The following is a 21,131-nucleotide window of genomic DNA, read 5'->3' as shown; positions in this document are numbered from 1 at the left end:
GCCATGACCGCACTCTCCCCCAGGCTCTCCCCCGAGCCCGCGACGCGAGCGGCCGGCTCCGGCCGGAGCGCCGTCCGGCGGTTCGCCGGGGCCCTGCACCGGCGGCCCCGGCTGCGCCTCGCGGCCCTGCTCACCGCCCCGCTGCTGTGGCTGGTCCTCGCCTACCTCGGCTCGCTCGCGGCGCTGTTCCTCTCCGCCTTCTGGTCGACCGACACCTTCACCTCCGAGGTCGTCCGGATCTGGACCTCGCGGAACTTCGAGGAGCTCCTCACCTCCCCCGTCTACCGGACCGTCGCCCTGCGCACGATCGGCGTCGCGCTCGCCGTGACCGCGCTCTGCGCCGTCACGGCCTTCCCGATCGCCTTCTACACGGCCCGGGTCGCCCACCCGCGCCGCCGTCCGCTCTTCGTGGTGGCGATGCTGATGCCGCTGTGGGCCGGCTACCTCGTGAAGGTGTACGCGTGGCGGCTGATCCTCTCCGAAGGGGGGCCGCTGGACTGGGCGCTGAAGCCGTTCGGCCTGAGCGGACCGGGGTACGGTCTCACGGCCACGGTGCTCGTCCTCACGTACCTCTGGCTCCCGTACATGGTGCTGCCGATCCACACCGCGCTCGTCCAGCTCCCCGACAGCCTGCTGCACGCCTCGGCGGACCTGGGGGCGAGGTCCTGGCGGACCTTCGTCTCGGTGGTGCTGCCGCTGGTGCGGCCGGCGGTGGCCGCCGGGTCCGTCTTCACCTTCTCCCTCAGCCTCGGCGACTACATCACCGTGCAGATCGTCGGCGGCAAGACCCAGCTGATCGGCAACCTCGTCTCCTCCAACGTCACCCTGAACCTGCCGCTGGCGGCCGCGCTCGGCACCGTGCCGGTCGCCGTCATCGTGGTGTACCTGCTGGCGGTGCGGCGCTCCGGTGCGCTGCGCGGCCTGTGACCGGCCGGAAGGACCGCGACCGATGAACCTCTCCCGACCCGCGCGGATCGCGCTGCGCACCGCCGCCGGTCTCGGCTTCACGGCGATCTACCTGCCGCTGCTGCTCGTCCTGCTCGGCTCGCTCAACCCGGACCGCTCGGCGAGCTGGCCGCCGCCCGGTCTCACGCTCGACTGGTGGGCGGCGGCCTGGGACAACGAGGGTGCCCGCGCCGCCCTGTGGACCTCGGTCCGGGCCGGAGTCGCGGCGACGGCGGTCGCGCTCGTGCTGGGCACGCTCATCGCCTTCGCGGTGCAGCGGCACTCCTTCTTCGGACGCGAGGCCGTCTCGTTCGCGGTCGTGCTGCCGATCGCCCTGCCCGGCATCGTCACGGGCATCGCGCTCAACTCGGCGTTCGGCACGGTCCTGGAACCCCTCGGCGTGGGCCTCGGGATGTTCACGGTGGTCGTCGGACACGCCACCTTCTGTATCGTGGTCGTCTTCAACAACGTCGTGGCCCGGCTGCGGCGACTGCCCGGCTCGTACGAGGAGGCGGCCATGGACCTCGGCGCGCACACCTTCCGCGTCTTCTGGGACATCACCTTCCCGCTGATGCGCTCGGCCCTGCTCGCGGGCGGGCTGCTCGCCTTCGCCCTGTCCTTCGACGAGATCGTGGTGACCACCTTCACGGCGGGACCCGGCGTCCAGACCCTGCCGGTGTGGATCTTCAACAACATGACCCGTCCTCAGCAGGCGCCCGTGGTCAACGTGGTGGCGGCGGCCCTGGTGCTGCTCTCGGTGGTCCCCGTCTACGCGGCGCAGCGGCTGTCCTCGGACCCGCAGGGCGGCGGACGCGTGTGAGGGGCGCCAGGGCGGCGGTCACGTATCCGCCCTGCTAGTTTTCCCGAATGCGCCTTTTGCCCCGTCTTGATGTGCGCGCCCTCGCCCGGCGGGCCGGCGCTCTGCGGCTCCGTCGGCGCCGTGGGGACGACGTGACCCTGCCCGAGGCGGAGGGCGCGGGCCGCGAACGGCTGCGGGACCTGGCCGCGTTGCTGTGCGAGCTCGGCGCCGAACTGCTGCGCGCCGGGGAACGGACCGCCGAGGTGGAGGCGGTGCTGCACGACGTGGCCGCCCGCTACGGGATGCGCGTGCGCTCCTTCGTGGTCCCCACGGGCCTCTTCGTACGGGTCGGCGGCGGCCCCGACGGGCGGGGCGGCGAGCTGGACTTCGCCCCGGTCGACGGGCCCGCCCTCCGGCTCGACCAGGTGGAGGCGTTGCAGTCGCTGGTCGAGCGGATGCGGACGGAGGAAGTCTCCTTCGAGGACGCGCGGGACGCGCTGCGCCAGGTCAGGGAACGGCCCGAGCGCTTCAGCCCGGCCGCCACCGTCCTCGGGTACGTGCTCCTCACCGTCGGCCTCGGCGCGATGCGCCACGCGACCGTCCCGGCCGTCCTCGGGTACGCGGTGCTCGGCGCGGGCGTCGGACTGCTCCGGCTCGTCGGCGACCGGCTCCCGGCGGCCCGCACGGCCCTTCCGGTGATCGCCGCGATCCTGGTCACGGCGGTCTCGCTGCGCTGGGCCGGACCGCTCCTGCACGAGAACCCCACCGTCCTGTACATCCCGCCGCTGATCGCCTTCCTGCCGGGTGCCGCGCTGACCCTCGGCGCCATCGAACTCGCCACCGGGGCCGCCCTGTCGGGCATCGCACGGCTCGCCGGGGCCGTGAACGTCCTGCTGCTCCTGGCCCTGGGCATCCTGGTCGGCACCGAGCTCCTGCGGACCCGTCCGCCGGGCGGCCCCGCGGGCGCTCCGCTCGGCGCCTGGGCGGCGTGGGCCGGGGTACTGCTGCTGGGCTTCGGGTTCCTGCTGTACTTCTCCGCCCCGCCACGCGTCACCGGCTGGCTCCTGGGCGCGCTGCTCCTCGAACGCCTGGTGCAGTCGGTGGCCTCCGAGTTCGCCGGGGCGACCTTCGGCGCCTTCGCCGCGGGCATGCTCCTCCCGCCCATGGCGACCTGGATCGAGCGGCGGTCGCACACCCCGGACCAGGTGGTGTTCCTGCCGTGCTTCTGGCTCCTCGTGCCCGGCGCGGTGGGCCTCACCAGCGTCTCGGAGATCATCGTGCAGGGCGACACCACGGGCGGTCTCGACAGTCTGGTGACGATGGTCGTCACGGTGGCGTCGATCGCCCTGGGCGTGCTGGTGGGCGCCGGTCTCCAGCGGCGTCCCCGGCTGAGCCTCGGCGAACCCGCGCCCACGACACCGGCGCCCGCACCGGAGGACCGCGCGACGGAGGTCAGAACGTCGGACTGAGGGCGCCCGCGGCTCGGACGGCGACGGGTGGGGTGGTGGGGGCAGCGGGGGTGGTGGGGGTGCCCGCGGCGGCTGCGGTCTCGGCTCCGACCTCGCTGTGTGGGCCGGTCTCGGTGGGTGCGACCGCTTCGGCGCGTGCGCCCGCTTCGCTGGCCGTGCCGGCCAGGGCGCTGCCCCGGAGCCACTCGCGCCAGCCGAGGTTCCAGTCCCCGAAGCCGTTGTCGAAGGGCGTCATCGGCTGTCCGTACCCGTTGACGACCCGGACCAGGTCGCCCTCGCGCACGGTGCGGAAGAGCCAGGCGGCGTCCTCGGTGCTCATGCCCGTACAGCCGTGGCTGACGTCCTCGCTGCCCTGCGCGTCGAGCGACCAGGGCGCGGCGTGCAGGTACTCGCCGCTCCAGGTCACCCGGGTGGCCCAGCGGACCTTGAGGTCGTAGAAGTCCTCGGTGCCCCGGATGAGGCCGATGGAGTCGCCGCGCATGCGGACGAGGGGCTCCTTGCCGAGGACGACCTTGATGCCGCTCCTCGTGCGGTACCCGGCCTTGCCGGTGGTGACGGGCAGCACCCGCAGCGGTTCCCCGTCGCGGAACACGGTCATCTCGTGGGCGGAGACGTCGGTGACGGCCTCGATCCTGTGCCCGGTGGTGAAGGTCAGGGGACGTGAGGGGCCGCCGTAGAGTCCGTCGCCGATGCGGGCACCGTCGAGGCCGCTGCGCACGCGGACCGTGGCGCGCGCGGGCCAGTAGGTGCGCGGCCGGTAGTGGAGGGTGCTGTCGTCGACCCAGTGCCAGGCGCCCTCGACGTGGGGCTCGGCCCGGACGTCGAGCGCCCGCTCCACGGCGCGGCGGGCGTCCGGGGCGTCCTCCGGCACGGGCAGGCTGAGCTCGGCGGTGACCGGTCGGCCCACCCCGTACGTACCGCCGTCCTCCGGCCCGAAGGTGACGGTGAGGCGCTCCCCCTCCGGCGCCGGGCCGGTCCTGAAGTCGAGGCGGGCGCGACGCGGGCTGCCGGGGCGCACCCCGTCGACGACGAGCCGGGCCGCGTAGCGGGCGCCCGCGGGCAGGGGGGCGGCGCTGGTCCACCGGGTGCGGTCCGCGCTCTGCGCTCCGGCGATCCGCCGGCCCCGCTGGTCGGTGACGTTGACGTCGGCGAGCACCCCCGGGGTGCGCAGCGCGAGCACCACGGGCCTCGAGGCCTTCGGGTCCAGGGTGAACGGGCGGCCCGTCAGGACACGGCCCCCGCCGAGCGCGACCGCGTGGGGCGGGGCGGAGCACAGGCCGTCGGCGGCGGCGCAGCCGTCGACCGAGACGACGGCGCCGACGTCCTGCGAAGGGGCGCCCCACCACGCGTGCCGGCCGCCAGGGTCCGGGGACTGGGCGGCGGTGCTGACGAGGACGGCACCGACGGCCAGGGAGAGCGCACCCCACGCTCGCGCGGATCGGCGTGACGTCATGCCGGACACCCTCCCCTTCGACGGCGTCGGCGGATCGTGCCGACCTCAGCATCAAATCGGACGAGAGGAGAAAAAGATGATCAAGCCGCCGGGCGTGGCGGCGGAGTCGGGGGGCGGGACGACTCGAACGGGTCAACGGCGGCCCGAGGGGGTGGTCGGGGGGGCGGCTCAGCGCGGCGGGTCCGGGAGCTCCTCGCCGGTCTCCAGAAGGGACTTGAGGCTGGAGATCAACGCGGGCCAGCCCTCGCCGATCAGGGCCTTGATGATGCCGTCGGGCGCCAGGCCGCCGTGCGTGACGGTGAGCTTCACGGTGTCGCCGGACGGCTCGATCACGAAGGTCACCCGGGAGCGCGGTTCGCGGGCGAGGCGCTCGTACGCCTCCTTTTCGAGCCGGACGGCGTCCGCCCAGTCCTTCGTGAAGGTGTGCCAGGTGTACGAGAGCAGGCGGCCGGGCCTCGCCTCCAGGACCACCTGGTCCGGGTCCACGGTCCTGCGGCCGGCCTCGTCCCAGACCATGGAGGCGCCCGGGGTCCACGTCGTCTCGAAGGACACGCCCCAGTACCGGCGGGTGAGCTCCGGCTCGGTGAGGGCCTGCCACAGCTCGTCGGGCGTGGTCCGGATGTAGGTGGTGTAGACGAACGTGTCGCTGTCCATCGCGCTGCCCCTCGGATCTGCTCCCCCGCGGCCTGCCCCCTCCAGCCTAGGCAGCCGCCGGACGGACGTGCCAGCGAAGGGCCGCCGTCCGGCACCGCGGTCGGGGGCGCTCCCCGACGGGCGGGCCGACCGGCCTGCCACACCGGTTGAATAGGTGCGGAGGAAACTATTCAACGTGCTGCTAGCGTGGCCTGATGTCCCTCAAGCACGCCGTCCTCGCAGCTCTCCTGGAGGGCGAGGCCTCCGGATACGATCTGGCCAAGATCTTCGACGTGTCCGTCGCCAACTTCTGGGCGGCCACCCCGCAGCAGCTCTACCGCGAGCTGGAGCGGCTCGCCGAGGCCGGTCTGATCACGGCCCGCGTGGTGGAGCAGGAACGGCGCCCGAACAAGAGGATGTTCAGCCTCACGGAGCCGGGTCTGCGGGATCTGGCCGCCTACACGTCGGAGCCGCCGCGTCCGAGCGCCGTCCGTGACGAGCTGCTGGTCCAGGTGCAGGCCTGCGACGGGGGCGACACCGAGGCGGTCCGGGAGTTCGTCGCCCGTCGGATGGAGACGGCCCGGGCGAAGCTGGCCCGTTACGACCGGCTGCGGGAGCGGATGCTCGACGGACGCGACGAGGCCACGTACCTGGACGAGGCGGAGCGTGTCGGCCCCTACCTCACGCTCATGCGCGGCCGGTTCTTCGAGGAGGAGAACCTGCGCTGGGGCGAGCGGGCGCTCGCGGTGCTCGACCGGCGCGCCGCCGTGCGCGGGACGGCCGCGGCGGCGGTACGCCGGGGGTGACGGCGCTCGTACCGTGCGGTAACGTCACCGGCCGGCCGCCGGAGCACCGGCGGCACCGCGGGAACGGATCGGGGCGGGCCTGAAATGAACGTCGGTGACCTCGTCGAGGACTTCACCCTTCCGGACGAGACGGGCGCCCCGCGCTCGCTGACCGGCCTGCTGGCCGAAGGTCCGGTCGTGCTCTTCTTCTACCCGGCGGCCCTCACCCCGGGCTGCACCGCCGAGGCGTGCCACTTCCGGGACCTCGCGGCCGAGTTCCGCGCGGTCGGGGCCCGGCCGGTCGGCATCAGCTCCGACGTGGTGGAGCGCCAGCAGGAGTTCGCCGAGCGGCACTCGCTCGGCTACCCCCTGCTGTCCGACCCGGACGGCGCCGTACGGGAGCGGTTCGGCGTGAAGCGCGGGTTCTCGCTGGCCCCGACGAAGCGGGTCACCTTCGTGATCGGCCGGGACCAGCGGGTCCGGGAGGTCGTCCGCAGCGAGCTGCGGATGAGCGCCCACGCGGACCGTGCCCTGGCCGCCCTGCGCGACGCCTGAGCCGGCCGGGCCGTACAGAGGCCGCCGGGCGGGCGGCCCGTCGAGCGGGCGGGCGGCCCGTCGAGGCGGTCGCGGTCGGGCGGCGCGGAGAGGCCGGTCGGACGGGACTGCCGCGGGCGCCGCTCAGGCCCGCGACGGGCCCCGGATCCCGTCGGAACACGTCCGCGCGGGGTCCGCACGCCCAGCCGTCACGACGTGCGGGGGCGCGGAGGCTGGGTGAGACTCGCTCCAACGCAGGGCCCTCCCCGGCCCGCGCGCGAACGGAGTGTGCGGATATGGACGACTACCCCCTCCTCAACGTGTTCTGGACCATGATGTGGTTCTTCCTCTGGATCATGTGGCTCTTCCTGCTGTTCAAGGTCATCACGGACATCTTCCGGGACCACGACCTCCACGGCTGGGCCAAGGCGGGCTGGCTGATCTTCTGCATCGTGCTCCCCTACCTCGGAGTGCTCGTCTACGTGATCGCCCGCGGCAAGGGCATGAGCCGGCGGGACGTCAAGCAGGCCAAGCAGAGCGAGGCCGCCTTCCAGGACTACATCCGCAAGGCCGCGGGACCGCAGGGCGGCGGCAGCGCCACCGACGAACTGGCCCGGCTCGCCGACCTCAAGGCGAACGGCGCCATCACACCCGAGGAGTTCGAGAAGGCCAAGGCCAAGGTCCTGTCCTGAGACCACGGAGGTGGCGGGCGGGCCCGGAGAGGGGCGAGCGCGCCGACGGGCTCACGGGCTCCCTGCTGCGGGAAGTGGTGGCCGAACCCGCGCGGCTCCCCGAGGCCCTCGCCTCCTTCGCGCTGCGTCACCTGGGGCCCGGGGCCGGGCCCGCCGTCGATCGCCTCCGCGCCGCCCGTCCCGACGCCGATCCGGCGACGCTCCGGGCCCTCGTCGTCAGCCGAGGACGCCGCCGGGTCGTCACGGAAGGCGCGTTCGTGGGCGGCCCGTTCCTCGTCCTGATTCCCCTCGCCTTCTGCGGGGCCCTCCTCTCCCAGGCGCGGACGGTGCTCGAACTCGCCGCCACCGAGGGGCGGGACCCGGCCGATCCGGAGCGGGCCGCCGAACTGCTCGTCCTGCAAGGGGTGTACGGGGACACCGCGAGCGCCCGGGCCGCCCTGGAGACCCGCCCCGCCGCGCCCCGCGCCCGGCCGGCACGGGGCAGGACCGCCGGGCTCAGGGACCTGGTCCTGCGGATGGCGCGGCTCCTCGGACTCCTGACGCCGTCCGGCGAGCAGAAGTCGGGCCGGCTCGCGCGCATCGGGCAGTGGGCGCTCGTGGCCTGCGTGTTCCTGGTGGGGCTGGTGGCACCCCTCGTCTGGCTGCCCTACATGGCCCTCGCGTACAACCGCGCCACGACGCGCATGACGGACCGGGCCATCGTCTTCTACGTCGGCTCGCGCGACCTGCGCGCTCCCCGTCGCGTACGCGTCGACCCGTCCATGGTCGCCGCGGGGCTCCGCGCGACGGGGTCGCTGCTGCTCCCCCTGGGCGGCCTGCTCGTGGTCGCCGCGACGGACACCCGGATCGCGGGCGGCCAGTGGCCGGTGGCCACAATCGTCCTCGTGAGCAGCTGCCTGCTCACGGGCGGCTGGTGGCTGTGGCGCCGCCACCGGCGCTCCGAGGAGCCACCCCCTTAATACGCACCTCGGATACCTCTTTGATACGGTCGGCCCGTGAGGCTGACGAAGTTCACCGACCTGGCGCTCCGTGCCGTGATGCGCCTGGCGGTCACCGCACCCGAGGAGTCCGTCACCACCCGCGAGGTGGCGGAGTCGATGGACGTGCCCTACGCGCACATGGCGAAGGTGGTCACACGGCTCCAGCACCTCGGCGTGATCGAGGCGCGTCGCGGCCGCGCCGGCGGACTGACCCTGACGGAGGTCGGCCGGCGCTCTTCGGTCGGATGGCTGGCCAGGACCCTGGAGGGCGAGGAGGAGGTCGTCGCCTGCGAGGGTGATCCCCCGTGCCCGCTGCGCACCGCGTGCCGGCTGCGCGGTGCGCTGCGCGAGGCCCAGGAGGCCTTCTACCGCGCACTCGACCCGCTGACGGTGGCGGACATGGTGTCCTCGCCCACCGGCCCGCTGCTCCTGACCCTGAGCTCCCGCCCCACCCCTTAGGCCTGCCCCGCCCCCTTGCCGGATCCCCACCGCTTCCCCCGTCGGCGCCCACTCGCCCCGCCGGGGGCCAACCCACACTTTTAAATACGAAGATCATGTACCAGATTAGGAGACCCCATGCTGTCCGAGCAGGCCGTACCGGTCGTCCGCGCCACCCTGCCCGCCGTCGGCGGCGCCCTCGACGACATCACCGAGCGCTTCTACGGGCGGCTCTTCGCCGCCCGTCCGGAACTCCTGCGCGACCTGTTCAACCGGGGCAACCAGGCCAACGGCGAGCAGCGGAAGGCGCTCGCCGGCTCGATAGCCGCCTTCGCCGGCGCGCTGCTCGACAGGCCGGACAGCCGTCCGGACGCGATGCTGGCGCGGATCGCCCACAAGCACGCGTCGCTCGGCGTCACCTCCGAGCAGTACAAGACCGTGCACGAGCACCTCTTCGCCGCGATCGTGGAGGTGCTCGGCGACGCCGTGACGCCCGAGGTCGCGCGGGCCTGGGACGAGGTCTACTGGCTGATGGCGAACGCGCTCGTCGCCGTGGAGACCCGCCTCTACCAGGAGGCCGGCGTGCCCGAAGGGCAGGTCTGGCGGGCCATGGAGATCGTCGAGCGGCGCGAGGAGACGCCCGACACCGCGTCCTTCGTCCTGCGTCCCGCCGACGGCTCCCCCACGGCACCGTTCCGGCCGGGCCAGTACGCGAGTGTCCGGGTCGCGCTGCCCGACGGCGCCCGGCAGATCCGGCAGTACAGCCTGTCCGCCGCACCCGGCCGCCCGTGGTGGCGGATCACGGTGAAGCGCGTCGACGGCGACCCGGCCGGCGAGGTCTCCTCGTGGCTGCACGCGCACGCCCGCGCGGGCGACACCCTGGAGGTCTCGGCCGCCTTCGGCGACCTGGTCCTGCCCGAGGGACCGAGCCCCCTGCTGCTCGCCTCGGCCGGCATCGGCAGCACGCCGATGCTGGCGATGCTCGACCACCTGGCCACCACCGGATCGCCCCGGCCGGTCGTCGTGGTCCACGCCGACCGCTCCCCCGCCTCCCACGCCCACGCCGAGGAGCTGCGCCGCCTCGTGGACGCGCTGCCGCAGGGGGAACTGCACCTCTGGTACGAGGAGCCGGGGGACTCCGGCGCCCGGCCGGGGCACGCGGACGTCACGCTCATCGACCTGCCGACGGGAACCACCGCCTACCTGTGCGGGCCGCTCCCGTTCCTGCGCGCGGTGCGAGGGGACCTGCTCGGCCGAGGCACCCCCGCGGCCGACATCCACTACGAGGTGTTCGGCCCCGACCTGTGGCTCGGCGCCGAGAACTGACCCGCCCTCGCCGCTCCCCCTCACCGACGTGCCGAGCGGTCCGGTGCGGCTCGGCCGGGTGACGGACCCCGACTCCCGGCCGCGTCATCGCCGCGACAGCCGCCGACACGGATGAGCGACCTGGGAGGGGCCGCGGGCCGGCCGGACCGGGGGACGACGAAGCCCCGGTTGGACGGGGGATTCCAACCGGGGCCGATCGCCGTGACGGGCGAAGAGCGGTCACCTCTGGGGGGGGACCTTGGGGACCGGACCTCTTCGCGGTCACATACGTATGAACGGTAGACCTTTCCCGAATGTTCCGAGAAACGCCGAGTGGGCGATGTGAGGCACCTCACCCGATTTCGGCAGTTCCTCTCCGTCCCCCTCAGTCTCCCTCGGCCCCTCTCAGTCCCGCTCGGGGCGGTAGACCTCACCGGGCTCGGCCCTGCCGGGGGCGAGGAGCTCGGGCACCGTCACGAACGTGAAGCCGCGACGCTTCAGCTCGTCGATGATCGAGGGCACGGCGGGCACGGTCCCGTCGTAGATGTCGTGGAGCAGAATGATCCCGTCGCGGTGGGCGTTCTCCAGGACGCGCTGCCGTATGAGCGCCGAGTCGGTGGTCGAGTAGTCCTTGGCCGTGATGCTCCACAGGACCTGGGCGAGCCCGAGGTCACGACTGACGTCGGACACCGTGCCGTCCGTGCGCCCCTGCGGCGGGCGCATGAGAGTGGGCCTGCGGCCGGTGATCTTCCCTATCGCGTCCTGGGTGCGGGACAGCTCCTCGCGGACCTCGGACTCGTCGAGGTCGGTCAGGATCCGGTGCGACCAGGTGTGGTTGGCGACCTCGTGCCCTTCGGCCGCGATGCGCCGGACGACGTCCGGGTAGCGGTCGACGTGCTTGCTGCCGAGCAGGAAGAAGGTGGCGGGCACCTGCTTCTCCTTGAGCACGTCGAGGAGGTGGGGAGTGTCCTCGCCCGGCCCCGCGTCGAAGGTCAGGGCTATGCACTTCGCCTCGGCGCAGTCCACGCGGCGGGCGCCGTCGCCGCCCTTGTCGTCCGATCCGGCGTCCGCCCGGGCGTCCTGCGGGGTGAGGGACTGGACGCCACAGGCGCCCAGCGTCAGCATCAACGACGCCGCGGCGAGGAGAGCGGTGGTCACCGTCCGCTTTCGACCGGACCTGGATCGGAACATGGTGAACCCGCTTTCCCCGTGATGTCTTCGAATCGGCCGCCATCACCGCTGGTCAGGGCGGTGCGCGCAACAGGAAGGCACTCTACACACGGTGTATACGGGGGGTGTCGGCGGGGTCCACCGAACGTTCGCGGGCACAGCAGAAGTCCGGGCGGCGCCCGTCCGCGCCACCCGGAGCCGCTGTGCGTCCTCAGCGGGACGCGAGCAACAGTCGGGCCTCGGTCTCCTGGTCACCGGAGACGGCCTGGAGGGACTGGATGTCGAAGCCGACGGCGAGCACCTTCTCGACCTCGTCGACGGCGTGGTAGCCGCCGGTGAGGGTGGCGCCGACCGGGGCGGTCAGATGCGTGGGACCCGCCTCCTCGTGCCGTCCTCCGGCCGTGTCGAACGTGGCGGTCCAGACGGTGGGGGCCGGTCCGGCGGCCGGTCCGGTTCCCGACGTCGTCATGTCCTCCCGCTGGTAGAACCGGCTGAGGACGTCGAACACCGCCTGGGCGTCCTCCTTGCAGCAGTCGCTGAGATGCACGTTGACGTCGGTGTCGATGTTCAGGTCGTACACGTCGCTCATCTCCTCGCGGCCCCGGGCCGCTCGTGTGCCACGCGCTCCCCCTGCCGGGCGCTCGTCGTGCCACGTCTCCAGCATCCCTCGCGGGAGCCGGACCCGCGAGGGCCGTCGACGACGGCCGGCGCCCCTCGCCGACCCGCTGGACGAAGGCCGGCGAACCTCGGCGGTCGGCCCGACTGCGGTCGGTGTCCCCGGTGATCGGCTCGTCTGCGATCGGTGTCCCCGATGATCGGCTGGACCACGGTCAGCGCTCCTCAGCGATCCGCGGGACGGCGGTCAGGAGCCCTCGGCGATCCGCGGGACGCCGGTCAGTGGCCCTCGGTGATCCGCTGCACGGTGTCGGCCTCCGCCGCGCTCCTGTCGGGTCGGTACCGCACGACCCGTGCGAAGCGGAGCGTGACGCCCGCCGGGTAGCGCGTCGACACTTGCAGCCCGTCGTACGCGATCTCCACGACGAGCTCGGGCCGCACCCGCACGGTGAACCCGTCGTCCGACACCGCGAGTTCACCGAGCCGCTCCGTCTGCCAGCGCAGCATCTCGTCCGTGAGTCCCTTGAACGTCTTGCCCAGCATGACGAAGTCTCCGTCGTCGCCCCGCGCTCCGAGATGGAGGTTGGAGAGCAGCCCGGTCCTGCGACCGTGGCCGCGTTCCACGGCGAGCACCACCAGGTCGACCGTGTGGACGGGCTTCACCTTCAGCCAGCTGCGCCCCCGGCGCCCTGCCGCGTAGGGCGCGTCCAGCGCCTTGACGAGCACACCCTCGTGGCCCCGGGCCAGGGTGTCCGCGTAGAACTGCTCGGCGGCCTCGGTCTGCGCGGGGTCGGCCGGATCGGTGACGACGGTCCTGCGCACCCGCTGGGACTCCGGCAACAGACGGGCCAGGACGGCGTGCCGCTCGGGGCCCGGCCGGTCGATCAGCGACTCACCCTCGACCGCGAGGACGTCGAAGAAGACCGCCGTCAGGGGAAGCGCGGCCCGCGCTCCGGCCACGTCGGCGCGGGAGCCGACGCGCCCCGCGATCGACTGGAAGGACACGGGCCGCCCCGTCCCCGGGTCGACCGCGATCATCTCCCCGTCCAGGATGAACGCGTCGGCCGCGACGGCTCGCGCCATCGCCACCACCTCGGGGAGGCGGTCGGTGATGTCGTCCAGAGAGCGCGTGTACGCCCGGACGTCGTCGCCGCGCCGGTGCACCTGGACGCGGATCCCGTCGAGCTTCTCCTCGACGGCACAGGCCCCCAGAGCGGCGACGGCCTCGGCGACGGAGGCCGCGGTGTGCGCGAGCATCGGCTGCACGGGGCTTCCGACCCGCAGGGTGAAGCGCTCCAGAGCGCCCGCTCCCTCGGCCAGCACCGCCTGGGCCACCGGGGGCAGCGAGCCCTCCAGCATCACGGCCCGCCGCAGTTCACCGGCCGCCACCCCCGCCGCCTGCGCGACGCCCTCCAGGGCGACGGCGTCGAGAGCTCCCTGGCGCACCTCCCCCGACAGCAGCCGCAACAACAGCTCCTGCTCGTCGAGAGTGGCGGCGGCCAGCAGCGCGCGGACCAGCCGGGTCCGCTCCGCACGGGCACCCGCGCCGGACACCGCGGCCAGCTCCCCCATGGCCTCGTCGACCCGCCCGAGCGTCAGCCCGGGTCGCTCCGCGGGCGGAACCGCCGGCGGGACGACCTCCTTGAGAACGCTCCAGCCGACCCCGATCCGTCCCTGCGGCAGGCGACCGGAGAGGTAGGCGATGACGAGCGGGCTCTCGTCGGGCCCGGCCTCGGCGAACAACCCGGCCAGCAGAGCGATCTTCCGCGAGCGCGCGGAGACGGCGGCGACCTCTCCGGACACTTCGGCCACACGCGCCAGCAGCATGGGGCCATCCTCCCCACACCCGGCTCCGACCGCACGTCAGACCCGCGCATCAGGGCCAGCCCGCGGGCCGCTTCGGCCGCCGGGGCCGCGACGCATCCCGCGCCCGCCCACGCCGCAGACGCTCCAAGAGCCTCGCCCGCACCGCCCGGCCGCCCGAACGGCCACCACCCACGACCCACCGGTCCGCGAGCGACACCGGCGCGGCGGGCTCGCCAGGTGCGGCGAGCGCCACAGGCTCGGCGAGCGCAATCGGTTCAGCCCGTGTCACCGCCTCCGCAGCAGCCCCAGGCCCGGCATCAGCCACCCGCTCGGTCGAGGTCACCGATTCGAGAGCGGGCACAGGTTCGACTGAGGCCACAGATCCGACCGAGGTCTCCGATCCGACCGAGGCCACCGATCCGACCGAAGTCACCGATCCGGCAACAGGAACAGCCGCGGCCTCGGCGCGACCGGCCACCCGTCCCGCGGGCACCCCCGCCCAGGCAGCAGAGGCCGCCTCCCGACCTGCGGACACCGGCCCTCCAGCGGGCCGACCGCACCCCGTTTCTCCCAGCTCCCCGGGATGAGGTGCCTGACGTTCCGCGCGTGCCTCGTCCAGGGCCAGCGCCAGGCTCAGGCGGTGCCAGAGGAGCTCGTCCGGGTCGTCGGCCAGCGCCAGGCGCTCGGCAATCTCGCGCGAGATCGGCGACACCGGCATCCCGGGCGGCGGTGGCGGCCTCAGCCGGTCCAGGTAGGCGCGCTCGTAGGGATCGTCGACGACCTCGGCGAGCTGGACCGGGTCGAGGAGCGAGGCGATCGCGGCGGCCTGTGTCCACGGGTCCCCGGTGTCCCTGAGCAGCAGGCCGAGCCGCCGCGTCCGCCAGTTTCTGGGCCGCCGGTCCACGTGCGCGGCGAGACGCTCGCGGAGCTCCTGCGGCAGCCGCCCCCGGAGGAGATCCGGACGGGTGAGGCCGAACTCGACGACCTCCTGCGCCAGATACCTCCACACCACCATCCGGTAGCGGTTCAGCGAGAACCGCACCGGACTCAGGTGCCCCGTCCTGGCCAGCCGGGTGAAGCGCTCCGCGGTGATGCCGAGGAGGGCGGCCGCCTCCCCCGTACCGACCGTGCGCACCCGCTCGCGCAGTCCGGCCGGGAAGTCCGGGGCGGCCCTGAGGCGGTCGAGCTCGGCGCGCTCGATCCGCCTCCGGTCCCCTTCACCGGCCGACACCGTCCTCACCAGGCCGAGCAGCACCGCGAGCCGGAACTCGTCCTGCCTCAGCTCCAGTTCCCGCGCGGCCCGCCCCGGTGTCACCGTGTGCGTCCTCTCGTCCACGACCATGTCGCGGCCCTCCCCCTGCGTCCGTCGTCCTCCCGGCCCGTGGGCCTCTCGGACCCACGAGAAAGAACGTAACGCAGAGTGACGATGCTCGCACGGCCTGTGGACAACCGTCTGTGGACAACCGGCCTGACGGCTGGAGCGTCAGACCACGCCGCCGCCCGGGATCCCGGGCTGCCGCGCCGCGACCCCCAGGTGCTCGCCGACCCGATTGACCAGCAGCGTCATCTCGTACGCCACCTGGCCGACGTCCGCCTCCGCCGCGCTCAGGACGCACAGGCAGCTGCCCTCGCCCGCCGCCGTCACGAAGAGCAGTGCCTCGTCGAACTCCACCATCGTCTGCCGTGCCCTGCCTGCCCGGAAATGCCGGCCGGAGCCGCGTGCGAGGCTGTGCAGTCCCGAGGAGACCGCCGCGAGGTGCTCGGCGTCCTCGCGGACGAGCCCGCTGCTCGCGCCCGTCACCAGCCCGTCGTTCGACAGCACCAGCGCGTGCCGTATGTGCCCGACCCGCTGGGTCAGGTCGTCCAGGAGCCAGTCAAGTCCCTTGTCCAATGCCATCAGTGGTCCTCCCCCTAGCCGGTGGCCGCTCGGCCCGGACCACGGTGGTCCGCAGGCCGTCGTGGTCCGTACCGTCGTGGTCCGCGTATCGCCGCAAGCCTTACGCACTGTCGTGGGCAGGGCAAGCACTGCACCACGCCCGCGCGTGACGCAGGATGGGTGCATGACGAGGATGACCGAGGATCAGTGGCGGGCCTTCGTGTCCGAGGGCACCCGTACGGGGAAGCTGGCGACCGTGCGGGACGACGGCAGTCCGCACGTCGTACCGGTCTGGTTCCTGCTCGACGGCGACGACCTGGTCTTCAACACGGGCAAGCACACGGTGAAGGGCCGCAACCTCGCGCGCGACGGCCGGGTCTCCCTGTGCGTCGACGACGACACCCCGCCCTTCGCCTACGTGTCGCTGCGCGGCCGCGCCGAAATCAGCGAGGACCCGGCCGAGCTGCGGCTCTGGGCCGCCCGGATCGGCGGCCGCTACATGGGCGAGGACCGGGCGGAGGAGTTCGGGGAGCGCAACGCCGTCCCCGGCGAACTCCTCGTCCGGGTGCGGATCGAGAAGGTGGTCGCCGAGGCCGGCGTCGCCGACTGACACCCGCCGGGGAGCGGCTCCGGACCCGGCGGCCGCTCAGCCGACCGAGTCCAGAAGCCGCGCGGTGTGCATCCGCCCGGCGTACTCGACCAGGCGGATCAGCACCTCCTTCCCCGAATCCCGGTCCCGCGCGTCGCAGAGGACGACGGGCGTTCCGCGGTCCAGGTCCAGCGCCCGTGACACGTCGTGGGCCCCGTACGTACGCGCGCCCGTGAAGCAGTTGACCGCGACGACGAACGGGATCTTCCGGTGCTCGAAGTAGTCGACCGCCGGGAAGCAGTCCTCCAGGCGGCGGGTGTCGGCGAGGACGACGGCTCCCAGGGCGCCCTGTGCCAGCTCGTCCCAGAGGAACCAGAAGCGGTCCTGGCCGGGCGTCCCGAAGAGGTAGAGGGAGAGCCCGGAGCGGATCGTGATCCGTCCGAAGTCCATGGCGACGGTCGTGGTGGTCTTCTGGTCGACGCCCCCGGTGTCGTCGACCAGTTCGCCCGCCCTGCTGAGCCGTTCCTCGGTCCGCAGGGGCCGGATCTCGCTGACGGCGCCGACGAGGGTGGTCTTGCCGACCCCGAACCCGCCGGCGACCAGGATCTTCAGGGCGAGGGCGGAGGTGTCCGCGTCCTCGCCGGCGCCGCTGTTCTCAGAGCGCTCGTAGGCCATCGATTACTTCCCTCAGGATTCTTTCGTCAGGGAGCTGGGCGGGCGGAACGGGTCGGCTGACGCGCACGAAGCCCGATTCGAGGAGGTCGCCGAGGAGGACCCGGACGACACCGACGGGCAGGTCGGCGTCGGCGGCGAGTTCGGCCACGGACTGCGTCTCCGCCCGGCACAGCGTCAGCAGGGACCGGTGCTCGGGGCCGAGGAGCGACTCCTCGGCCGGTCCCGGCGGATCGTCGTCCACGACGACGAGGGCGATGAGGTCGAACCGTACGTTGCTGGGCCCGGGCTTGGTCCGGCCACCGGTCATCGCGTACGGACGCACGAGCGGCCCGGCCTCCGCGTCGTACCACTGGCTGCCCGGTACGGACCGGCCGTCGTCGCTGCTGTCCTCGTCCATGGTTCGCTCCGGGTCAGCCGCCGGCCGGCGGGGTCACCGTGAGCCGGGGCGGGGTGTGCAGGTGCTCGCCGACGCGCTTGACGAGCCGGGCCATCTCGTAGGCGATGAGCCCGATGTCCGCCCCGGCGGAGCTGAGCACGGCGAGACAGGAGCCGTCGCCCGCCGCGGCGACGAAGAGGAAGCCGTCGTCCATCTCCACCATCGTCTGCCGGACCCCGCCGGTGTGGAACTGGCGTCCGGCGCCCTTGGCGAGGCTGTGGAAGCCCGAGGCGATGGCCGCCAGGTGCTCGGCGTCCTCACGGCTGAGCCCGCTGGAGGCGCCCACGGCGAGCCCGTCGTTCGACAGGACCACGGTGTGGCGGACCTCGCGGACGCGCGTGACGAGGTCGTCGAGGAGCCAGTCCAGCTCGCCGGAGCGGTGGTGCGAGGGCCGTTCGTGGTCGATCATGCGTCGTCTCCTTCGGAGCGAGGGTCGAGAGGGGCGGCGCCGTGGCCGGTGCCGTGGCCGGTGCGCGAGCCCGTACCCGTGCCGGTGCTGGAGCCCGTGCCGGTGCCAGAGCTGGAGCTGGAGCTGAAGCCGGTGCCGGAGCTGGAACCGGTGCCGGAGCCCGTGCCGAGAGGGCGCCTGGTGCCCGGGGCGCTGCCGCCGCCCCGCTGCCAGCCGTCCCGGTACGCCGTCATGCGCTCCCGGACCTGCTCCGGAGTCCGTGTGTCCGGGCTGCCGGACGCGGCCGGAACGGTCAGCGGCGCGGGAGCCGGTGTCTGACGCAGCTGCGGGACGAGGCTCGCCTGCCGTACGCGGCGGGGCAGTTCGACCTCTGCCTCCGCCTCTGCTCCGGCTCCGGATTCGCCGTGGCCGGGGGATACATCGGGTCCCGAGGGACCTCCCCGGCGAGCCGCGTCCCGGGGGCCCGGCCCGGCCGTCCGGGTGGGCGGCTGCGCCTGCCCGGACGGCGTCGGTACGGAGGGCCCGCGGCGGCGCAGCTCGGTGACCCCCGCGGGCATGGGTCCGTTCCCGGTGCCCGGCCCGCTTCCGCCGCGCTGCCCCTCGCCAGGCTCCGGCGTGGCGGCCAGGGCGGGCACGACGGTCGGGCGTGCGAGCGGCTGCGGGCGCACGACGGGCGGGGACGGGGGCGGGACGGGCGGATGCGGAGGCCGCGCTCCGCCCGTCTGGCGGGGGAGGTTCCCGGGCCGCGCCCCCGCCGGTAGCTGTGGAGCGGCCGCTTCTCCCGGTGCGCCGGCCTGAACCGGCAGACCCGTCGTGCCCGAACCCACGGGTGAAGCACCGCGCGTACCCGAGGCACCGCCCGTACCCGACGCACCGCCCATGACGGACGCGTCCGAGGCAGCGTCGAGCGCATCGGACCGAGGCGGGATTCCGGAGCTCGCGGGGCCGCCCGTCGCGTCAGCCGAACCGGCCTGCGGCGGCAGCGGGGCCTGAGGCCGGCCGAAGCGGCGGGCTTCGGCGCGGTGTGCCTCCTCCCGCTCCCGCGCCGCCCGCTCCTCCGCCGTGCGCGGTGTCGTGCCGGTCCCGATGCCGAGGCCCGGTCCGGCCTCCACACGCGGGCGGGGGTTCCCCGCGCGCGGGGCTCCCGTCCGCGGGGTGTCGCCCCGCTCCGATCCGCGGCCGGGCGGCAGCGCACCTTGGAGGACGTCCGTCGGGAGCAGGACGACGGCGGTCGTGCCGCCGTACGGGGAGGTCCGCAGGTGCACCTTGATGTCGTGGCGCGACGAGAGGCGGCTGACCACGAAGAGGCCGAGCCGGTCGCTGTCGAACAGGTCGAGCGCCTCGGACTGCGCGATGCGGGCGTTCGCCTCGGCGAGGGTCTCCTTGCCCATGCCGAGCCCGCGGTCCTCGATCTCCAGGGCGTAGCCGTTGCCGACGGGTTCGCCGCTGACGCGCACCTTCGTGTGCGGCGGGGAGAACTGGGCGGCGTTCTCGATGAGCTCGGCCAGGAGGTGGGTGAGGTCCGCGACGGCTCCGCCCACGACGGCCGTCTCGGGAAGCCTGCGCACCTCCACGCGCGCGTAGTCCTCGATCTCGGAGACTGCGGCGCGGACGACGTTGGTGAGAGGAACGGGCATCCGCCAGGCGCGGCCCGGCGCGGCCCCGGAGAGGATGATCAGGCTCTCGGCGTGGCGCCGCATGCGGGTGGTGAGGTGGTCGAGCCGGAACAGGTCGCCGAGTTCGTTGGGGTCGTCGGCGCGACGCTCCATGCTGTCCAGGAGGTTGAGCTGCCGGTGGACGAGGACCTGGCTGCGGCGGGCGAGGTTGACGAAGACCCCGGAGATGCCGCTGGCGAGTTCGGCGCGCTCCACGGCGGCGGAGAGCGCCGCGCGGTGGACGGTGGTGAGGGCCTCGCCGACCTGACCGATCTCGTCCTGGGCGGCGGGCCCGGGCGGCGCCTCGGTCCTGACGTCGATCTCCTCGCCCGCGCGGAGCCTGCGCATGGCCGCGGGGAGTTTGCGGCGTGCGATGCCGAGGGCGGTGTTGCGGAGGCTGACGAGCTCGACGACGAGGCCGCGGCCGATGCGTACCGAGATGACGAGCGAGGCGGCGACGGCCGCGAGGCCGAGGACGACCGCCGCGCCACCCGCCGTGAGGGCCCCGCCGGTGAAGGGGTCGGTGCGGTCGGCGGCCGTGTCGCGCGCGTCGGTCTCGATCGCGGTCAGTCCGGCGCGTACGGCGGCGAGGGTGTCGTCCCACTCGGCGGAGGTGACCGCCTGGGCGGCGGGACGGCCCGGGGGCGCGGCGCTGACGCGGTCCTCGTTCCGGGTGAGGCGGGCGTGGTCGGCACCGGTGGAGAGCCGGGCCCAGGCGGCGCGTTCGGCGGCGGGCAGGTCGGCGGTGGCCGAGGAGAGGAGGACACGGCGGGTCTCTACGGCGCCGGAGAAGTCCCGGAGGCGGTCCGGTGCGAGGCGGCCGGTGAGGTGGGCGGAGGTGAGGAGGGCGTCCTCGCGGGACAGCATCTCGCCGGCCCTGCCGAATTCGAGGAGTACGCGCGCGTCGGAGCCCTGCCCGGCGGCCTGGACTCCGCTGAGGGCGCCGCCGACGGCGAAGGCCGCCGCGATGGTGTCCGTGTACTCCTCGTAGATCTGGTCCCAGTCGGCGCGCCCGTCGACGGCGGCGGTACGGAGTCGGGCGAGGCCCTCGACCTTGCCGACGAACACGCTCACCCGGCCGCCCACGTCGCCGGGCAGGTCTCCGGTGTCGCCGACGGTGTGCGAACCGTCCAGGCGGAGCAGGTCGACAGCGCCGTCCGTCCGGCGGATCCGGTCACGGAGTTCGGCGGCCCGGGTGGCGCCGGGTGCCGCGACCTGCCGAACGGCGGCACGCCGTTCGGCCTGGAGCGCGGTGAGGGCCGCCGCCACGGGCTCGCGGATCTCGGCGTCGACGCGCTGGAGGCCGCGGAGCCCGGCGATGTCCTGCGCGGTGGTGACGGTGGCGAAGCCCCAGAGGGCCAGCAGCGAGACGACCGGGACCATCAGGAGCGAGACGATCTTGGCCCGGACCGTGCGCGGGCGCAGTCCGTGGAAGGTGGGCCGGACACCGTGCGCCTGGGGCGGGTGCGGGCGCCTGACGGCCCCGGGCTTCCCGTGGCCGCCGCCGCGACCGGCGCCGCCGGCGTGACGGGGGACGTCGGTGTGACCCGGGAGATGCGTACGACCGGAGAGATCGGTGCGACCCGAGAGATCAGTACGACCGGAGAGATCCATGCGACCGGAGTGGTCGGTGTGGCCCGAGCGGTGGCCTGCACGGCCGCCGGAATCGTCGCCGCCGGGGGCAGAGAGGCCGCCGGGGACGGCGGGGCCGCCGGGCGCCTCGGGATCCGGGGTCGGGAGGGGCTCGGGGGTGCGCTCCCCCGGCTCGTCGGCGGGCGGGCCCGCGTGTGCGCGCCGCCCGCGCGCGGCCGCCGGTCGCGGCGTGGCCGCCTCGGCGTCCTTGGTCCTGCGGGGAGTTCGCATGGCC

The 21,131-nt window shown here is 73.9% G+C and carries 21 protein-coding genes; 10 read left to right on the top strand and 11 right to left on the bottom strand.

Translation table 11 applies throughout. The features are described 5' to 3' along the window. Positions 1 to 3 precede the first annotated feature (3 nt). The 3 genes from ACFYXU_RS20700 (at position 4) to ACFYXU_RS20690 (ending at position 3,213) form a co-directional block, all read left to right on the top strand. Positions 4 to 927, top strand: coding sequence for an ABC transporter permease (locus tag ACFYXU_RS20700; RefSeq protein ID WP_389459160.1), 924 nt, complete (start codon positions 4 to 6; stop codon positions 925 to 927). Positions 928 to 949: 22 nt separating this feature from the next. After that, a complete protein-coding gene (locus ACFYXU_RS20695) occupies positions 950 to 1,765 on the top strand; it encodes an ABC transporter permease (RefSeq protein WP_376512974.1) in 816 nt (271 codons plus the stop codon). Between the two features lie 131 nt (positions 1,766 to 1,896). Beyond that, positions 1,897 to 3,213 carry a threonine/serine exporter ThrE family protein gene (locus ACFYXU_RS20690; protein ID WP_389459157.1) on the top strand — a complete coding sequence of 439 codons (1,317 nt, stop codon included), beginning with the start codon at positions 1,897 to 1,899 and terminating at the stop codon, positions 3,211 to 3,213. Here the strand turns inward: ACFYXU_RS20690 and ACFYXU_RS20685 are convergent. Beyond that, positions 3,197 to 4,666 (bottom strand): Ig-like domain-containing protein, encoded by a 1,470-nt coding sequence (locus ACFYXU_RS20685; protein ID WP_389459155.1) that lies wholly within the window; start codon positions 4,664 to 4,666, stop codon positions 3,197 to 3,199. The two genes, ACFYXU_RS20690 and ACFYXU_RS20685, sit on opposite strands and share 17 nt — an antisense overlap. 168 nt (positions 4,667 to 4,834) lie before the next feature. Further along, positions 4,835 to 5,320, bottom strand: coding sequence for an SRPBCC family protein (locus tag ACFYXU_RS20680; protein ID WP_376512968.1), 486 nt, complete (start codon positions 5,318 to 5,320; stop codon positions 4,835 to 4,837). 194 nt (positions 5,321 to 5,514) lie between these two features. On the opposite strand from ACFYXU_RS20680, the gene ACFYXU_RS20675 reads away from it, so the two are divergent. From ACFYXU_RS20675 to ACFYXU_RS20650, 6 genes are all read left to right on the top strand, one after another. Continuing rightward, complete coding sequence (locus ACFYXU_RS20675; protein WP_389459153.1) at positions 5,515 to 6,105, top strand: PadR family transcriptional regulator; 591 nt, start codon at positions 5,515 to 5,517, stop codon at positions 6,103 to 6,105. An 84-nt stretch (positions 6,106 to 6,189) separates the two neighbouring features. After that, positions 6,190 to 6,639, top strand: coding sequence for a peroxiredoxin (locus ACFYXU_RS20670; protein ID WP_376512964.1), 450 nt, complete (start codon positions 6,190 to 6,192; stop codon positions 6,637 to 6,639). Positions 6,640 to 6,914: 275 nt separating this feature from the next. Next, the gene (locus ACFYXU_RS20665; RefSeq protein ID WP_361391941.1) at positions 6,915 to 7,310 is read left to right on the top strand and encodes an SHOCT domain-containing protein; all 396 of its coding nucleotides are present in this window, start codon (positions 6,915 to 6,917) and stop codon (positions 7,308 to 7,310) included. Positions 7,311 to 7,387: 77 nt separating this feature from the next. Continuing rightward, entirely contained in the window at positions 7,388 to 8,269 is an 882-nt protein-coding gene (locus tag ACFYXU_RS20660; RefSeq protein WP_376512962.1) for a hypothetical protein, read from the top strand. A gap of 36 nt (positions 8,270 to 8,305) precedes the next feature. Next, on the top strand, positions 8,306 to 8,749 hold the full coding sequence (locus tag ACFYXU_RS20655; RefSeq protein WP_376512961.1) for an RrF2 family transcriptional regulator: 444 nt from the start codon (positions 8,306 to 8,308) through the stop codon (positions 8,747 to 8,749). A gap of 117 nt (positions 8,750 to 8,866) precedes the next feature. Further along, the gene (locus tag ACFYXU_RS20650; protein WP_389459149.1) at positions 8,867 to 10,054 is read left to right on the top strand and encodes a globin domain-containing protein; all 1,188 of its coding nucleotides are present in this window, start codon (positions 8,867 to 8,869) and stop codon (positions 10,052 to 10,054) included. A 384-nt stretch (positions 10,055 to 10,438) separates the two neighbouring features. On the opposite strand, the gene ACFYXU_RS20645 is transcribed toward ACFYXU_RS20650, so the two are convergent. The 5 genes from ACFYXU_RS20645 to ACFYXU_RS20625 form a co-directional block, all read right to left on the bottom strand. Then, entirely contained in the window at positions 10,439 to 11,224 is a 786-nt protein-coding gene (locus ACFYXU_RS20645; protein ID WP_389459147.1) for a polysaccharide deacetylase family protein, read from the bottom strand. Positions 11,225 to 11,414: 190 nt separating this feature from the next. Further along, positions 11,415 to 11,792 (bottom strand): hypothetical protein, encoded by a 378-nt coding sequence (locus ACFYXU_RS20640; protein ID WP_376512951.1) that lies wholly within the window; start codon positions 11,790 to 11,792, stop codon positions 11,415 to 11,417. Positions 11,793 to 12,097: 305 nt separating this feature from the next. Next, positions 12,098 to 13,645 carry an ATP-dependent DNA ligase gene (locus ACFYXU_RS20635; protein ID WP_389459145.1) on the bottom strand — a complete coding sequence of 516 codons (1,548 nt, stop codon included), beginning with the start codon at positions 13,643 to 13,645 and terminating at the stop codon, positions 12,098 to 12,100. 49 nt (positions 13,646 to 13,694) lie between these two features. After that, positions 13,695 to 14,966, bottom strand: a complete 1,272-nt coding sequence (locus tag ACFYXU_RS20630) for a DUF6397 family protein (RefSeq protein ID WP_389459143.1) — start codon at positions 14,964 to 14,966, stop codon at positions 13,695 to 13,697. A 141-nt stretch (positions 14,967 to 15,107) separates the two neighbouring features. After that, a complete protein-coding gene (locus tag ACFYXU_RS20625; RefSeq protein WP_376512945.1) occupies positions 15,108 to 15,521 on the bottom strand; it encodes a roadblock/LC7 domain-containing protein in 414 nt (137 codons plus the stop codon). A 163-nt stretch (positions 15,522 to 15,684) separates the two neighbouring features. Here ACFYXU_RS20625 and ACFYXU_RS20620 point away from each other — a divergent pair, with 163 nt between their 5' ends. After that, positions 15,685 to 16,110: a PPOX class F420-dependent oxidoreductase gene (locus ACFYXU_RS20620; protein WP_376512943.1), complete on the top strand. Its 426-nt coding sequence runs from the start codon at positions 15,685 to 15,687 to the stop codon at positions 16,108 to 16,110. A 36-nt stretch (positions 16,111 to 16,146) separates the two neighbouring features. On the opposite strand, the gene ACFYXU_RS20615 is transcribed toward ACFYXU_RS20620, so the two are convergent. Genes ACFYXU_RS20615 through ACFYXU_RS20600 form a run of 4 tightly spaced genes read right to left on the bottom strand, consistent with a single transcriptional unit; the run spans position 16,147 to position 21,127 of the window. Continuing rightward, complete coding sequence (locus tag ACFYXU_RS20615; protein WP_329858529.1) at positions 16,147 to 16,764, bottom strand: ATP/GTP-binding protein; 618 nt, start codon at positions 16,762 to 16,764, stop codon at positions 16,147 to 16,149. Further along, complete coding sequence (locus ACFYXU_RS20610) at positions 16,745 to 17,161, bottom strand: DUF742 domain-containing protein (RefSeq protein WP_376512941.1); 417 nt, start codon at positions 17,159 to 17,161, stop codon at positions 16,745 to 16,747. Before ACFYXU_RS20610 ends, ACFYXU_RS20615 begins: the two co-directional genes overlap by 20 nt. Positions 17,162 to 17,174: 13 nt before the next feature. Further along, positions 17,175 to 17,609: a roadblock/LC7 domain-containing protein gene (locus tag ACFYXU_RS20605; RefSeq protein WP_329858532.1), complete on the bottom strand. Its 435-nt coding sequence runs from the start codon at positions 17,607 to 17,609 to the stop codon at positions 17,175 to 17,177. Then, positions 17,606 to 21,127, bottom strand: a complete 3,522-nt coding sequence (locus ACFYXU_RS20600) for a nitrate- and nitrite sensing domain-containing protein (RefSeq protein ID WP_389459140.1) — start codon at positions 21,125 to 21,127, stop codon at positions 17,606 to 17,608. The genes ACFYXU_RS20605 and ACFYXU_RS20600 overlap by 4 nt, the downstream gene beginning before the upstream one ends. Between the last annotated feature and the right edge of the window lie 4 nt (positions 21,128 to 21,131).

It is taken from the genome of Streptomyces sp. NPDC002232 (assembly GCF_042890295.1).
Lineage (GTDB): Bacteria > Actinomycetota > Actinomycetes > Streptomycetales > Streptomycetaceae > Streptomyces.
Note: the sequence above shows the minus strand (reverse complement) of the source record. Positions and strands in the feature narration are given on the sequence as shown.

Coding starts and splice junctions, on each gene's coding strand:
- ACFYXU_RS20605 (WP_329858532.1), bottom strand. CDS start 17,609: ATGATCGACCACGAACGGCCCTCGCACCACCGCTCCGGCGAGCTGGAC.
- ACFYXU_RS20670 (WP_376512964.1), top strand. CDS start 6,190: ATGAACGTCGGTGACCTCGTCGAGGACTTCACCCTTCCGGACGAGACG.
- ACFYXU_RS20695 (WP_376512974.1), top strand. CDS start 950: ATGAACCTCTCCCGACCCGCGCGGATCGCGCTGCGCACCGCCGCCGGT.
- ACFYXU_RS20650 (WP_389459149.1), top strand. CDS start 8,867: ATGCTGTCCGAGCAGGCCGTACCGGTCGTCCGCGCCACCCTGCCCGCC.
- ACFYXU_RS20635 (WP_389459145.1), bottom strand. CDS start 13,645: ATGCTGCTGGCGCGTGTGGCCGAAGTGTCCGGAGAGGTCGCCGCCGTC.
- ACFYXU_RS20640 (WP_376512951.1), bottom strand. CDS start 11,792: ATGAGCGACGTGTACGACCTGAACATCGACACCGACGTCAACGTGCAT.
- ACFYXU_RS20615 (WP_329858529.1), bottom strand. CDS start 16,764: ATGGCCTACGAGCGCTCTGAGAACAGCGGCGCCGGCGAGGACGCGGAC.
- ACFYXU_RS20625 (WP_376512945.1), bottom strand. CDS start 15,521: ATGGCATTGGACAAGGGACTTGACTGGCTCCTGGACGACCTGACCCAG.
- ACFYXU_RS20600 (WP_389459140.1), bottom strand. CDS start 21,127: ATGCGAACTCCCCGCAGGACCAAGGACGCCGAGGCGGCCACGCCGCGA.
- ACFYXU_RS20665 (WP_361391941.1), top strand. CDS start 6,915: ATGGACGACTACCCCCTCCTCAACGTGTTCTGGACCATGATGTGGTTC.
- ACFYXU_RS20610 (WP_376512941.1), bottom strand. CDS start 17,161: ATGGACGAGGACAGCAGCGACGACGGCCGGTCCGTACCGGGCAGCCAG.
- ACFYXU_RS20700 (WP_389459160.1), top strand. CDS start 4: ATGACCGCACTCTCCCCCAGGCTCTCCCCCGAGCCCGCGACGCGAGCG.
- ACFYXU_RS20620 (WP_376512943.1), top strand. CDS start 15,685: ATGACGAGGATGACCGAGGATCAGTGGCGGGCCTTCGTGTCCGAGGGC.
- ACFYXU_RS20645 (WP_389459147.1), bottom strand. CDS start 11,224: ATGTTCCGATCCAGGTCCGGTCGAAAGCGGACGGTGACCACCGCTCTC.
- ACFYXU_RS20685 (WP_389459155.1), bottom strand. CDS start 4,666: ATGACGTCACGCCGATCCGCGCGAGCGTGGGGTGCGCTCTCCCTGGCC.
- ACFYXU_RS20630 (WP_389459143.1), bottom strand. CDS start 14,966: ATGGTCGTGGACGAGAGGACGCACACGGTGACACCGGGGCGGGCCGCG.
- ACFYXU_RS20675 (WP_389459153.1), top strand. CDS start 5,515: ATGTCCCTCAAGCACGCCGTCCTCGCAGCTCTCCTGGAGGGCGAGGCC.
- ACFYXU_RS20680 (WP_376512968.1), bottom strand. CDS start 5,320: ATGGACAGCGACACGTTCGTCTACACCACCTACATCCGGACCACGCCC.